This is a genomic window from Acutalibacter sp. 1XD8-33 (assembly GCF_003612555.1).
Classification (GTDB): Bacteria; Bacillota; Clostridia; order Oscillospirales; family Acutalibacteraceae; genus Acutalibacter.
In genome coordinates this window covers 41,271-54,686 of record NZ_RAZF01000007.1, presented here as the reverse complement: position 1 = coordinate 54,686, position 13,416 = coordinate 41,271, and the positions used below count along the sequence as shown (strand labels likewise).

General features: G+C 57.7%; 11 protein-coding genes. All 11 read left to right on the top strand.

Translation table 11 applies throughout. The annotated features are described in order from the left end of the window. Positions 1-693: 693 nt before the first annotated feature. On the top strand, positions 694-1,413 hold the full coding sequence (locus D7X94_RS07320; RefSeq protein WP_120427079.1) for a WecB/TagA/CpsF family glycosyltransferase: 720 nt from the start codon (positions 694-696) through the stop codon (positions 1,411-1,413). Between the two features lie 36 nt (positions 1,414-1,449). Continuing rightward, the gene (gene wecB / locus D7X94_RS07315; protein ID WP_120427078.1) at positions 1,450-2,559 is read left to right on the top strand and encodes a non-hydrolyzing UDP-N-acetylglucosamine 2-epimerase; all 1,110 of its coding nucleotides are present in this window, start codon (positions 1,450-1,452) and stop codon (positions 2,557-2,559) included. Next, entirely contained in the window at positions 2,556-3,101 is a 546-nt protein-coding gene (locus tag D7X94_RS07310; RefSeq protein ID WP_120427077.1) for a GNAT family N-acetyltransferase, read from the top strand. Before wecB ends, D7X94_RS07310 begins: the two co-directional genes overlap by 4 nt. A 56-nt stretch (positions 3,102-3,157) precedes the next feature. Beyond that, complete coding sequence (locus D7X94_RS07305; protein ID WP_158590936.1) at positions 3,158-5,239, top strand: LTA synthase family protein; 2,082 nt, start codon at positions 3,158-3,160, stop codon at positions 5,237-5,239. 38 nt (positions 5,240-5,277) lie between these two features. Further along, on the top strand, positions 5,278-5,871 hold the full coding sequence (locus tag D7X94_RS07300; RefSeq protein ID WP_120427075.1) for a GNAT family N-acetyltransferase: 594 nt from the start codon (positions 5,278-5,280) through the stop codon (positions 5,869-5,871). A 179-nt stretch (positions 5,872-6,050) separates the two neighbouring features. Then, entirely contained in the window at positions 6,051-6,353 is a 303-nt protein-coding gene (locus D7X94_RS07295; protein ID WP_158590935.1) for an OadG family transporter subunit, read from the top strand. Between the two features lie 58 nt (positions 6,354-6,411). Then, positions 6,412-6,771 (top strand): biotin/lipoyl-containing protein, encoded by a 360-nt coding sequence (locus D7X94_RS07290; protein ID WP_120427073.1) that lies wholly within the window; start codon positions 6,412-6,414, stop codon positions 6,769-6,771. A 37-nt stretch (positions 6,772-6,808) separates the two neighbouring features. Continuing rightward, positions 6,809-7,975 carry a sodium ion-translocating decarboxylase subunit beta gene (locus tag D7X94_RS07285; protein WP_120427072.1) on the top strand — a complete coding sequence of 389 codons (1,167 nt, stop codon included), beginning with the start codon at positions 6,809-6,811 and terminating at the stop codon, positions 7,973-7,975. A 212-nt stretch (positions 7,976-8,187) separates the two neighbouring features. Beyond that, positions 8,188-9,663 carry a pyruvate carboxylase subunit B gene (locus tag D7X94_RS07280; RefSeq protein ID WP_120427071.1) on the top strand — a complete coding sequence of 492 codons (1,476 nt, stop codon included), beginning with the start codon at positions 8,188-8,190 and terminating at the stop codon, positions 9,661-9,663. Positions 9,664-10,151: 488 nt separating this feature from the next. Continuing rightward, on the top strand, positions 10,152-11,657 hold the full coding sequence (locus tag D7X94_RS07275; protein ID WP_120427070.1) for an O-antigen ligase family protein: 1,506 nt from the start codon (positions 10,152-10,154) through the stop codon (positions 11,655-11,657). A gap of 14 nt (positions 11,658-11,671) precedes the next feature. Further along, the gene (locus D7X94_RS07270; protein WP_120427069.1) at positions 11,672-13,291 is read left to right on the top strand and encodes an O-antigen ligase family protein; all 1,620 of its coding nucleotides are present in this window, start codon (positions 11,672-11,674) and stop codon (positions 13,289-13,291) included. The last annotated feature ends 125 nt before the right edge of the window (positions 13,292-13,416 follow it).

Below are 13,416 nucleotides of genomic sequence, written 5' to 3'. Positions count from 1 at the left end.
GCGGGCATTTGGGCTCAACACATTGGCCGGTCCAGCTGGTCAAAATTTGGCAACGCCAAGTTTGCAGCTGGCGGGGGTGTGGGGGTGCTGGTCCCCAGTGGGGACCGTCAAGCACTGACCGAGCTGGCAGGCGAGACTCGCGGAGCCCCACGGCCTTGAATGCATGAGAAAAACAACGCAGGAGGGTAGCATAAACGTCCCGGTGGGACGTTTTGCGTAGGGGACCCTCGTCGGGGGTCCCCTGTTCCGACTGTTTCACAGTCGGAAAGTCCTTGAAAGCGCTGGCTTACTCCGGGACTAGGGGAGCTTTTTATTCTTGCAAAAAGCACCCCTCTTGGCGGACTCCGTCCGCCAATTCACCCCGCAAAAATTGCGCTTCTCAGGTTTCTCAGGTGTTTAAGGGCAAGGACAAGACCGTGGGATGTTGTCCCACACCCTACCACCTTTGAAAAGGTGGACGAAACTTTCACGGTTGTTAGGTTAGCGCGTCAAACAACATAAAACCTTCACGACGAATGCAATGAGGAGTGACATTGCGCGGCCAAGGGGCGGAAAACTTGGCTTTGCCAAGTTTCGGCCCCTTGGCAGGGGTTTGGGGGCGCTGGCCCCCAGTGGGGACCGTCAAGCGCCGACCGAGCCGGCAGGCGAGACCAGAGTCCCCAAGGTCTTGGTCTTAGAAAGGAGGCTGTCTCAATGGCGATCAGTGAATACTTGAAGCGGGTATACGGCGGCACGGCGGAGGAATACGCCCGGCGGGCGGAAGAGGCCATGGAGCGGGGAGAGCGCCTGTTCGTGGTCACCGCCAACCCGGAAATCCTCATGCACGGGGAGCGGGACCCGAAAATCCGGGAGCTGCTGCTCTCCGAAACGGCGGAAATCGTCCCGGACGGGGTCAGCGTGGTAAAGGCCATGAACATGCTGGGCCTGCCCGCCAAAGAGCGAATCACCGGGGTGGATCTGGCGGGAAAGCTGCTGGAGGCCGCCGGAAAGGGGAAAAAGTCCGTGTTCCTCCTGGGCGCGAAGGAAGAGGTGGTCTCAACCCTGGCCGGGAAGCTGCGCCGGAAATACCCGGGGATTTCCCTGCGCTTTCGCAACGGCTACGATGGGGACAAGGATCAAATTTTTGAGGAGATCGCGGCCCTCGCCCCGGATCTGGTGCTGGTGGGACTGGGGGTCCCGGCCCAGGAGCTGCTCATCTGCCGGCATCTGGAGAAGTTCTCCAAAGGGGTGCTGATGGGCGTGGGCGGGTCCTTCGACGTGCTCAGCGGCAGCAAGAGGCGGGCCCCGGCGGTTTTCGTCAAAACCAATACGGAGTGGCTATACCGCATCGCCAGAGAGCCCCAGCGGCTGGGCCGGTTCTGGAACAACAACGTGAAATTCCTGGGCGCGGTGAAAAAGGCCGCGAAGAAATAATATCCTTCCCCTGTGAATAGAGATAGGAGTGACACGATGGACAAGATCAAAGTCATGCTGGTGTTCGGCACCCGGCCCGAAACCATCAAAATGGCCCCTCTAGTCAAGGAGCTGAAGAGCCGGGATGCTTTCGAGACCCTGGTATGCGTCACCGCCCAGCACCGGCAGATGCTGGACCAGGTGCTCTCCGCTTTCCAGATTGTCCCGGACTATGACCTAGACATTATGCGCCCGGGTCAGACCCTCTCTGACATCACCGCCCGAGTGCTTCAGGGCTTGGAAAAGGTCATTCAAAAGGAGAAGCCTCAGATGGTGCTGGTCCACGGGGACACTACCACAACCTTTGCCGGAGCCCTGGCCGCCTACTACACCCAAACCGCCATCGGCCATGTGGAGGCCGGGCTGCGCACCTTCGACAAGTACTCCCCCTATCCGGAGGAGATGAACCGGCAGTTCGTGGGCTGCATGGCGGACCTGCACTTCGCGCCCACAGAGCTCAGCCGCCAGAATCTGCTGAACGAGGGCAAAAAGCCGGAGTCCATTGTGGTCACCGGCAACACCGCCATCGACGCCCTCTCCACCACCGTTCGGGAGGACTTTTCCCATCCTCTGCTGGACTGGGCTCAGGGCTCCCGGCTGATCCTCCTCACCGCCCACCGGCGGGAAAACCTGGGAGAGACTATGCACCGCATGTTCCGAGCCATCCGCCGGGTGGTGGATGAGTTCCTGGACGTGAAGGTGGCCTACCCGGTGCATCTGAACCCCCTGGTTCGCAAAGCTGCGGAGGAGGAGCTGGGCGGCTGTGACCGGATCCGGCTGGCCGAGCCCCTGGAGGTGGTGGAGTGCCACAATCTGCTGGCCCGGTCCTATCTGATCCTCACGGACAGCGGAGGCATCCAGGAGGAGGCCCCCGCCCTGGGCAAGCCGGTGATCGTGCTGCGGGACACCACCGAGCGCCCCGAAGGCGTAAAGGCCGGCACCCTGAAGCTGGCCGGCACGGACGAGGAGACCATCTATTCCCTGGTAAAGGAGCTGCTCACCGACGAGGCGGAGTACCGGCGGATGAGTCTGGCCAGCAATCCCTACGGGGACGGCCGGGCCAGCGGAAGGATTGCCGACGCCATTGAGGCGTATTTCCGCAGATGAGCGGGGCGCTGATCCTGGAGCAGGTCCGGCAGCGGACAGAGACCTTTTACTCCCGCTTCTGCGGGGTCAGCCTGGCAGAAGCGGGGCCCGGGGCGCATCTGGTCTGTTCGCCTGAGCGGGATGAGATTCTGCGCGGGTTTGGCCGCCGCTTCCCCATCTATATTCTGGTAAAGGAGGGCTTCAGCGCGGCCTGCTGCGCCCCCCGATACCAGGAGCTCCTGCGGCCCCTGGAAAGCCTCAGCCCAGAGGGCACGGCCCAGGCGGCGGAGGCGGCGTACCGGCAGGGACGGCTGGCCTGCGTGTGCGACGCGCCCGACATGCCCTATCTCCAGGGGCTGGTTCAGCACACGGGCATTTTCACCCTGCCCCAGGCCAGAAGAAGGGGCTTTGCCCGGCGCGCGGCCGGGCTGGCTGCCCGGCATCTTATGGAGCTGGGCCTGTCCCCTCAGTGGGAGTGCGCCGCGGACAACGAGGCCTCCTTCCGGCTGGCCCTGGCTGTGGGATATCAGCCCTATGGAACCGCGTATATTTTGGAGGAATAGCTCCTTCTTTCTGGCGGAGCACAATGAATGAATCGAAAAATGGAGATCAATGCCCTATGTCTACATCCGCAATCAAAGAAAAATTCTCTGTGCGGCTGAACCTCAGCCCGGGAAATATGGTTGCCGCCGCCGCGGTGCTGGTGGTGTCCACCGCGTTTTTTGCTTTCGAATGGCCCATCGCCCTGGAAAAGGGCGGCGGGGGCCGCCAAAGCCTCTGCTGGTGGTATGTGCTCTTATACAGCGGACTGGGCGCTCTGGGCGCTGGGCTCTGCCTTTTGCGGGTCGAGCTGTCCTATGCCGCCGCCTACCGCCTGAGCTGGCTTTTGATGCTGGCCCTGCCTTTGGCCGCGTTCATTGCGGTGGACATGATCAACAGCACCCGCCTGTGGCAGTTTCCCGGCAACCGTTGGCTGGCCAACTATCTCTGCTATTTGCTGCTGTTTACCACAGCCTACGCCTTGACCCGGCGGCTTTGGGTGGCGGTAGCTATTGGCGGCGCGGCCTCCATCACCTTTGGCATCGCCAACTACTTTGTGGTACAGTTCCGAGGGATGCCCATCCTCCCCTGGGATTTTCAGTCCTTTTCCACCGCCCTGACTGTCTCCGGCGGCTATGAATACGTGCCCACCCGAAAGATGGCCGTGGCCGTGATGGGATATCTCTGCACCGTTGTGTTGTGCTATAAACTCACTCCCCACGACCCGCCGCAGGTTTCCCGCCGGTTTCGAATTGCAGAGCGCTCCGCCGCTTTCGGCATCTCCGCTCTGCTGGCGATCACGATTTTCCCCCTGGACGGGCTTTCCTCCCTGGGGGTTTCCGTTTTTGCTTGGAATCAAAAGGGCAGTTCCGAGCGCACGGGCATTGCGGCCAGCTTTTTCCTCAATATGCAGAACATGCTGGTGGATATGCCCACAGGATATTCTTCCGTTCGGGTCAGGAACCTGGCCTCCCGGCTGGATACGCTGGAACCTCCCGCCCCCTTGGGCGAGCCTGAAAAGCCTCCGACAATTATTGCCGTCATGAACGAATCTATGACGGATCTGGGCAGCCTGAACACGCTGAAGTTTCAGCCGGACAATCAGCCTTTCCTTCACCGCTTACAGCGCAGCGGAGACTGCGTCTGGGGCACGGCCTACTCCTCCGTCTATGGAGGAAATACCTGCAACAGCGAGTATGAGTTCCTCACAGGGAACACCATGTCCTTCTTGCCCTTGGGCAGCAAACCTTACCAGCAGTACATAAAATCTCCCCATTCCGGCCTGCCGGAGATCCTGAAAAGCTACGGCTACCACTGCGTGGCCATCCATCCAGGGGACCGGGACGCCTGGCAGAGGATCGAGGCCTATCCCCATCTGGGGTTCCATGAATTTGTGGACGCCACGATCTTTGACGTGGACCGCACCTTCGAGCACCGGCTCACCAGCGACCAGTCCTGTTACGAGCAGCTTATATACGAATACGAGCGCTGGGAGGAGATGAAGCGCTCCTCTCACCCCCAGGCCCCCTCTGCGGGCGAGCCGCTGTTTCTCTTCAACGTGACCATCCAGAACCACGGCGGTTATGAGGACCCTAACTATCCCACCCGAATCCGCGTGGCGGAAGCGGCCGGCAAATGGCCCAAGGCCGAGCAGTATCTGTCTCTGACAAAAAGTTCCGACGAGGCCCTGGAATATCTGCTGGACTATTTCAGCGCTCTGGACGATCCGGTGGTGATCCTGTTTTTCGGGGACCACTGGCCCAAGCTGGAGGACGGCTTCAATCAGAGGGTGCTGGAGAACTACAACATTAACATGGACCTCTACCGGGTACCCTTTCTGATCTGGGCAAACTATCCCCTGAAGAGCCAGGAAATAGAGGCTGTCAGCCTGAATTATCTCTCGGGGCTGCTGCTGCGGGCCGCTGGCCTGGAGGGCACGGCTTATACAAACTATCTGGAGACACTCCGGCAGACCGTGCCGGTGGTTACGGATATTGGAGTTATTGACTGCACGGGGCGCTTTTATCCTGCGGGAAGCCGTCTCCCCAGTCCGCTGTCGGGAATGGTAAACGACTACGCGGTTTTGCAGTATAACAATTCTTTTGACCCGGAGCGGAAAGACGCCCGGCTGTTTCAGCGGGAGGCGTCCGGCGCAGACTGACCCGCCCGTTATAGAATCTATCATTTCAGGAGGAAATCATGGTACGAGTGGCAGTTCGCAGAATCAACGAGTGGGACGGGCCCTCCATGCTGAAGGTCTATGCGCCCTACACCGGAACTATTTTCGCCCCGGAAGCAGAGCCTCCGGAGCTTCAGTCGTATATTCAACGTATTGACAGGTATACTTATGGTTTAGGGTGGCTTCTCTGCGAGCTGAACTGCCAGACCGCCGGTTTTTGTCACCTTATGGAGAACCGTTTCTCCCCCCAAGACCTGTTCTCTGTGGAGTTTCAGCTCTATGTAAAGCCGGATCTCCAGCGCAGGGGCATAGGCCGGGCCCTCTGGTCCCTGATGCGAGATATGATGGAAGTGGGCAGCCGCCGGGAAGTCTTTGCCCGGGTGCATCCTGAAAACACCGGCGCTCTGGCTTTTTTCCAGGCCATGGGGTTTCAGAGGCAGGAACCTCAGGAAGGAGCCATTCCTCTGCGTTATGCCCTGAATCCTGCCGACCCCCAGGCGGAACGCCCCACAAAACCTTATCTCATCGACAAGTTTGATTACGAGGCCGCCCGGGAACGTGCCGCCGCTTTGGTGCGGACCGCCGGCCTGGGTCAGGGGCAGACAGAAACGTAAAAAAATCTGGGATATATTTTTAAAAAATCGTGAATGAAACCTCTTGTCAAAAATGTCGGACCGTGGTATTATTTATAATGATTTTGATAAAATGCGGGAGAAGGGCATTTTGTCAGAATCTTATCCGCATTTTCTGCCATTGCCTTATCATAATTCCCTTGCGAAAGGAGGTAAAAAGTATGAAGCTGTTAGCAGCTGCCAGTGCCGCTCCCGGCTTTTTGCAGGTGGTAGCCATGGGCCTCATCACCGTTTTTGTGGTGCTGATCTGCCTGATTATCCTGATCAAAATTATGGGCGCTTTGATGGCCGGCTCCGCCAAAAGCACCGCTCCACAGCCTGTGCCGCAGCCTGCCCCCGCTCCTGTTCCAGCTGTCCCCCAGCCCAACAAGCAGCAGCTGGTGGCCGCCATTTCTGCGGCTATCGCAGAGGATATGGGCAGCGGTGTGAATCACATCAAAATCCATTCCATCCGCAAGCTGTAAGCCGGCACGTCCTCTTTTTCACCTAATCGATTTACCTAAAGAAAGGAAACTGGTCAATATGAGAAAGTATAACGTAAATGTAAACGGTACTGCCTATGAAGTCACGGTAGAAGAGATCCAGGGCGGCGCGGCCCCCGCTCCTGTGGCGGCTCCGGCGGCTCCCGCTCCCGCGCCGGTCCCCGCAGCTCCTGCCACCGCTGGCTCCGGCGAACCTGTGAGCGCCCCGATGCCCGGCACTATCCTGGATGTTAAGGTCGCCGCCGGCCAGGCCGTAAAATCCGGCGACGTGCTGATGATCCTGGAGGCTATGAAGATGGAGAACGAGATTATGGCTCCCAAGGACGGCACCGTCACCAGCGTGACTGTCTCCAAAGGCGCTTCCGTGGAAAGCGGCACTCTTCTCTGCACCATCGCCTAAGCCCATAGGGCCAATCAACTGAGAAGGAGTGTAACCTATGGAAGCAATACAAAACTTTCTGGAGAGCACAGGCTTCGCGGTAATTGCCAACGAGCCCCTGGACCTGGTGATGCTGGCCATCTCCTGCGTGCTGCTCTATCTCGCCATTGTGAAAAAGTTCGAGCCCCTGCTGCTTCTGCCCATCGCCTTCGGCATGCTGCTGACCAACTTGCCCGGCGCGGGGATGTACCATGCCGACTATTTCGCGGGCGGTGTGATCAACTGGGAAGAGCTGGGCACGGGCCACGGCGGCCTGCTGGACTACCTCTATCTAGGCGTCAAGCTGGGCATCTACCCCTGCCTGATCTTTATCGGCGTGGGCGCGGGCACTGACTTCGCCCCCCTGATCGCCAACCCCAAGACTCTGCTTCTGGGCGCGGCCGCCCAGCTGGGCATCTTTGTTACTTACATCGGCGCCAACCTGCTGGGCTTCACCCCAGCGGAGTCCGGCTCCATCGGCATCATCGGCGGCGCGGACGGCCCCACCGCCATCTACACCACCGCCACCCTGGCCCCCCATCTGCTGGGCCCCATCGCCGTGGCCGCCTACAGCTACATGGCTCTGGTGCCGGTGATCCAGCCTCCCATCATGAAGCTGCTCACCACCAAGGAGGAGCGGCGGATCAAGATGAAGCAGCTGCGGCCGGTCTCTAAGACCGAGAAGATCCTGTTCCCCATCATGGTCACCATCTTCGTATCCTTCATGCTGCCCAGCGCCGCCCCCCTGGTAGGCTGCCTGATGCTGGGCAACCTGATGCGGGAGTCCGGCGTGGTGGAGCGTCTCAATAAGACCGTGCAGAACGAGCTAATGAACATCGTCACCATCTTCCTGGGCATCTCCGTGGGCGCTACCGCCACGGCCAAGAACTTCCTGAACCTCCAGACCCTGGCCATTCTGGCCATGGGCGTGGTGGCCTTCGGGATGGGCTCCGCCGGCGGCGTGCTGCTGGCCAAGCTGATGAACGTGTTCAGCAAGGAGAAGGTGAACCCCCTGATCGGCTCCGCCGGCGTCTCCGCCGTGCCCATGGCCGCCCGGGTCTCCCAGGTGGTGGGCCAGAAGGAGGACCCCTCCAACTTCCTGCTCATGCACGCCATGGGCCCCAACGTGGCCGGCGTGATCGGTTCGGCCGTGGCCGCAGGCGTTCTGCTGGCGCTGTTCGGTTAAAGCTCCGGCAGGATCATGCTTGCTTTCGCGCGAAAACTTGCCCCGCGCGTCCATGACCGTGCCGGATCGTAAACCAGACCCGTGGTGGAGAACCGGCTCTGTCCCTTGCTCCACCAAAAAGTGGTAAGACGCGGTGCAGGAGCGTCAGGCTCCTGCTGGGGTTTGGGGCAACGCCCCAAGGTCTTAAAGAAAGGAAGGCGGTTAATAAGCATATGGCTAAAAATCCCCTGAAGATAATGGACACCATCCTGCGCGACGCCCACCAGTCTCAGGCGGCCACCCGCATGAAGCTGGAGGACATGGTCCCGATTCTGCCCGTGCTGGACAGCATCGGCTACTGGTCCCTGGAATGCTGGGGCGGCGCCACCTTCGATGTGTGTATGCGCTTTTTGAACGAGGACCCCTGGGAGCGCCTGCGCACCCTGAAAAAGGGCCTGCCCAACACGAAGCTGCAAATGCTTCTCCGGGGCCAGAATCTTCTAGGCTATCGTCACTACGCTGATGACGTGGTAGAGGCCTTTGTAAAGAAATCCATCGAGAACGGCATCGACGTGGTCCGCATCTTCGACGCCCTGAACGATCCCCGAAACGTCCAGGCCGCAGTGAAGTACGTGAAGGAGTACGGCGGCATGGCCGAAGTGGCTATCAGCTACACCAAGAGCCCGGTCCACAACGAGGACTACTTTGTGAAGCTCTCCATGGAGCTGGAGAAGATGGGCGCTGACACCATCTGCATCAAGGACATGGCAAACCTGCTGCTGCCCTACGATGCCTACTCCCTAGTGAAGAAGCTAAAGGAAAACGTGGGCGTGCCTATCCATCTGCACACCCACAACACCACCGGCACCGGCGACATGACCAATCTGATGGCCGCTCAGGCCGGAGTGGATATTGTGGACTGCGCCCTGTCCCCCCTGGCCAACGGCACCAGCCAGCCGGCCACCGAAGCCATGGTCGCCACCCTCCAGGGCACCAGCCGGGACACCGGTTTGGATATGGGCAAGCTCTCTGAGGCCGCCGCCCACTTCCGGGACGTGGCTCAGAAGCTGGATATCAACCCCAAGGTGTTGAAAGTGGACGTGAACACCCTGCTCTATCAGGTGCCCGGCGGAATGCTCTCCAACCTGATCTCCCAGCTGAAGCAGGCCAACGCCGAGGGCAAATATTATCAGGTGCTGGAAGAGGTTCCCCGGGTTCGGGAGGACTTCGGCTTCCCGCCCCTGGTAACCCCCACCAGCCAGATCGTGGGCTCTCAGGCGGTGCTGAACGTGCTCTCCGGCGAGCGATACAAGATGGTCTCCAAGGAGTCCAAAGGTCTGCTCCGGGGCGAGTACGGCAACCTGCCCGGCACGGTGAACGAGGAAGTGCGCAAGAAGTGCATCGGCAACGACGAGGTCATCACCTGCCGCCCCGCCGACCTGCTGGAGCCCGAGATGGAGAAGCTCCGGGCCGAGTGCAAGGAGAAGGGGCTGGGCCACTGCGAGGAGGACACCCTCAGCTACGCCCTGTTCCCCCAGGTGGCCGCTAAGTTCTTTGACTGGCGGGACCATCCCCATTCCGACCCTGTACCCGCTCCCGCCCCTGCCGCGCCCACTGCGGCCCCGGCGGCGTCCGCCGCACCCGCTCCGGCCAATAATACCTTCCCCCGCACTTTGGTAGTGGAGGACCTGACCGGCGGCAATTTCTAAAACACAATTTTTTGCTGAAAAGGCTGGTACTGGAAAGTACCGGCCTTTCTGTATTTTTGCTTGTGCCCTGTCGAAAAATATGTTATAATGAGAAAAGAGTTTGATTTTTGAGAAGAGTGACGAAGGTTTTGTGGGAACCGTTGTGCAGCTTCCGGCGGGTGTTTTGGATTTTCTGCTGCGCTTACAGTTGGCTTCCTTCGGGACGAGGGAACTTTTTTCTCTTGCAAAAAGTTCCCTCTTGCCCAGGCTTCGCCTGCCAATTCACCTTCAAAAAATGCGCTTCTCAGGTGTTAAGGTCAAGACCGTGGAGCTCTGCTCCACACCTCGCCAGGGGCCTAACGCCCCTGGACCGCGCAATGTGTTGTGGTTATGCGAGAATCGTAAAACGTTCACGACGAGCAAAGCGAGGAGTGGATAAAAGTTTCGCCAACCTTTTCAAAGGTTGCGGAGGTTTGGAGGCAGAGCCTCCAAGGTTTTAAGGGAAGGTTATGGAAAATATCAAAGAGAAAATTTCTACTTACACGCCGCAGATTCTGGCGGCGTTGCTGTTCATCCAGCCGTTGCTGGACGTGTTGTCCTACTTCATGCGGAGTCTGGAGGCCACAGCTGTCACCACGGCGATCCGCACGGTTCTGCTGTTCGCTGTGGGGGCCTACGGGTTTCTCCTGTCAGAAAAAAAGCGGGCCTACTTTGTCTTTCTGGGCATTGCGGGCGGGTTCTGGCTGGCCCATATGCTCAACTGCCTGCGCCTAGGCTATGCCAATCCTGTGGCCGACACCGGGGAATACCTCAAGCTGATTCAGCTCCCCCTTTGGACTCTCTGCTTTACCACCTTTTTCCGACAGGTGCCCCGGCTGCGGGAACACTCCACCGGACTGCTGGCTGTAAATTTTGCCCTCATTTTAGCTGTAATTCTTCTATCCTACTTGACTCGTACTCCAGAATATACCTATGCGGGAATTCAGATTGGAATATTGGGCTGGTTTGCCGTTCCCACCGCCCAGAGCGCAATCGTCTCCCTCTTGGCAATTGGCTTGTTGCTATGGGCCAGCCGCACCGGACGGTTCTGGATATTCTGCGGGGCAGTCTTATTAGGCCTTGGCCTGCTTTACGCCACCGGCACCCGGTTGGCCTATTACTCGGCAATCCTGATTGCATTGGGGTTTTTGGTACTTTTTCTGCTTTCTCGAGGAAAACTGCTTTTCTTCTGCATTCCTCTGGTCATGGCAATTCTGTTCCTCTTTCTGTTCCGGAACGGCTCCCCCATGGCTCAGCGTCGGGCAGCAGCCCAGGACTCCTATGAGATCTATCAGGCCCAGACAGATGAAATCATGGGGGACGACAAGGATTTCACCTATACCGGCGGCTCTGTCCCTGAGGATGTGGAAAAGAAAATCCGCCGGGTTTATGAAGAGGTTTATACCCAGAAGAATATTGCCGGAACCCCGCTTTTAGGGGATCTGCTGGACCGTTTCGGCACAGAGCGGGTGATGGAGGCCTACCGGTATTCCACCAGGGCAGACGTGCTCTATCATACCCGCACCAAAAAGCTGAAAGTGATGGAGCTGGTTTGGGCAGAGCAGGATGTTGCCACCAAGGTGCTGGGCTTTGAGTTTGCTCATTCTGAGATCAATGGAAACACGTATGATCCAGAAAATGATTTCCCCGCCCTGGTATACTATTACGGGTGGCTGGGAATCGGGCTCTATTGCGGCTTTCTTGGATTCTTTCCACTGTCGATTTTGGCGAAGCTGTTCCGCCGCTTGCGCCGTCTGTCGGATTTTCTCACCTTGGAGCTGGGCGCCTACACCATGATGTTCTGCCTGGGCTTGGGGGCCGCCCAGTTCTCGGGAAATGTCATTCGCCGTCCCAGCGTAACGGTATATCTCTCCTTTGCGGCAGCCCAAATCATTCAGGAACTGTTTCAGGATTCCGGCAAGCGGATTTTTGCGCGGTATGAACGCCGGGCCGAAGTGACTATTAAGCAACTTTAAGGGAGGTTGAGGACTTGCAAACAGTCAAACGCGCTTTAGAGAGGAAACTGCCCCTAATTGTCCTGCTTATCGTAACCGTGCAGCCCCTACTGGATGTTCTCTCCTATTTCCTGAGTGAACGGGGCAGCAACGCCCTCTCCACCCTGCTGCGATTCGGGATGCTGGCGGCTGTGGCCCTGCTGGGCTTCCTTCTCAGCGACAGAAAACGAGTGTATCTTATCCTCTATGGGATTGTGGTGGTTTTCTGGGGCGCCCATGTGGCCAATTGCTACCGGATAGGCTATATCTCTATGGTGCAGGATACCGCCAATTTTCTGCGGATCCTGAACTTCCCTATCTTTGTGCTCACCTTTATTACCATCCTGCAAAAGGATGCTGGCCTTCGGAAATTTCTTTACCTAGGTACCGCTATCAGTTTCGGGGAAATGATTCTTTTTACAGCCCTCCCCTGGCTCATGAGGTCTCCTATCTATACCTATGACTATCTGGAAGTAGGGATCATGGGATGGTTCGCCATTCCCAATGCCCAAGCCGTTATTCTAACTCTCACTGTTCCCGTGGTAATCTTCTGGGGTTATCAGAGCGGAAAATATCCGGTCTTTTTGGGAACTTCCCTGTTATGCTGCGCCATGCTCTATGTAACCGGCACAAAGTTCACTTTTTACTCCATCTTTATCATTACAGGGGCATATCTGTTCCTGTTCGTCCTTCAGCTGGGGAAAAAGTCTCTCAAATACGCCTTGCCTATGCTGGGCATCTTCGCTGTAGTTTTTGTTTTCCGCCACCAGTCGCCTATGGCCCTGCGGGAACAGATGTCCCGATATTCCCAGGGACTTTATGGGGCCATGGTGGAGGAGAGCCTGGAAAACAGCGGCGCGGATAAAGAAACCATTGAAATGATCAAAAACGACGGCGAGCTGCCCGAAGAGGAGGAGCCAGAAGAGAACGTCCCTGTCACTCCCCCGGAAAAGCGCCGGGAACGGATGCGCCGGGCCCTGATGGGCATCTATTCCGACGAAGGGGTCTACGGCTGGCTGCTGGAGAATCCCAACGAGCGCTTCGGCGTATACAATGTGATGGAAATCTACCACCATACAGATGCCTCCGGCGCTCTCTCGGATTTCCGGCTGTTGAAAACCAACTTCGCCAAATTGGTGTGGAATGAGAAGGATCTGCTCACTCGGATTTTGGGATTTGAATACAGCGAATTTTTGATAAACGGCTCGGTCTACGACTTGGAAAATGATTTTCCCGCCGTATATTATTGCTGTGGCTATTTGGGCTTCGGGCTATATATGTTGTTTTTAGCCTGCTTTGTAATTCTAGTGTTGCGGGCTTTTAGCGGCGACCTGTACCTCAGCTGGAAGGCTAGAGCCGGTGGACTCCAAAACCCAGCGTGTAAAATCCTTGGGACCTTTTGGCAGGGACTGCGGAACTTTCTCTCTGTGGAAATGGGCGCTATGGGTATGAGCTTCTTGCTGGCACTGATTGCCGCCCAAATCTCCGGCTATGTGCTGCGCCGGCCCAATGTGACCATCTACTTTGCTTTGACCGCCGCCTGCCTGTTTGGTTTGACCGCAGAAAAGCCCGGCCCTGTACTGCCTACCTTTACCCAGAAGTTAAAAAAGCGGTAACCGCAAGAATTTATTCCAGGATTATATAGTTAACGCAGTTCAAAAGAGGTATACCTCTTTTGAACTGCGTTAACTATATCTGCTCCCTCTGTAAGGAAAACCATTCCACAGAGGGAGTAATTTTT

Coding starts and splice junctions, on each gene's coding strand:
- D7X94_RS07320 (WP_120427079.1), top strand. CDS start 694: ATGGCGATCAGTGAATACTTGAAGCGGGTATACGGCGGCACGGCGGAG.
- wecB (WP_120427078.1), top strand. CDS start 1,450: ATGGACAAGATCAAAGTCATGCTGGTGTTCGGCACCCGGCCCGAAACC.
- D7X94_RS07310 (WP_120427077.1), top strand. CDS start 2,556: ATGAGCGGGGCGCTGATCCTGGAGCAGGTCCGGCAGCGGACAGAGACC.
- D7X94_RS07305 (WP_158590936.1), top strand. CDS start 3,158: ATGTCTACATCCGCAATCAAAGAAAAATTCTCTGTGCGGCTGAACCTC.
- D7X94_RS07300 (WP_120427075.1), top strand. CDS start 5,278: ATGGTACGAGTGGCAGTTCGCAGAATCAACGAGTGGGACGGGCCCTCC.
- D7X94_RS07295 (WP_158590935.1), top strand. CDS start 6,051: ATGAAGCTGTTAGCAGCTGCCAGTGCCGCTCCCGGCTTTTTGCAGGTG.
- D7X94_RS07290 (WP_120427073.1), top strand. CDS start 6,412: ATGAGAAAGTATAACGTAAATGTAAACGGTACTGCCTATGAAGTCACG.
- D7X94_RS07285 (WP_120427072.1), top strand. CDS start 6,809: ATGGAAGCAATACAAAACTTTCTGGAGAGCACAGGCTTCGCGGTAATT.
- D7X94_RS07280 (WP_120427071.1), top strand. CDS start 8,188: ATGGCTAAAAATCCCCTGAAGATAATGGACACCATCCTGCGCGACGCC.
- D7X94_RS07275 (WP_120427070.1), top strand. CDS start 10,152: ATGGAAAATATCAAAGAGAAAATTTCTACTTACACGCCGCAGATTCTG.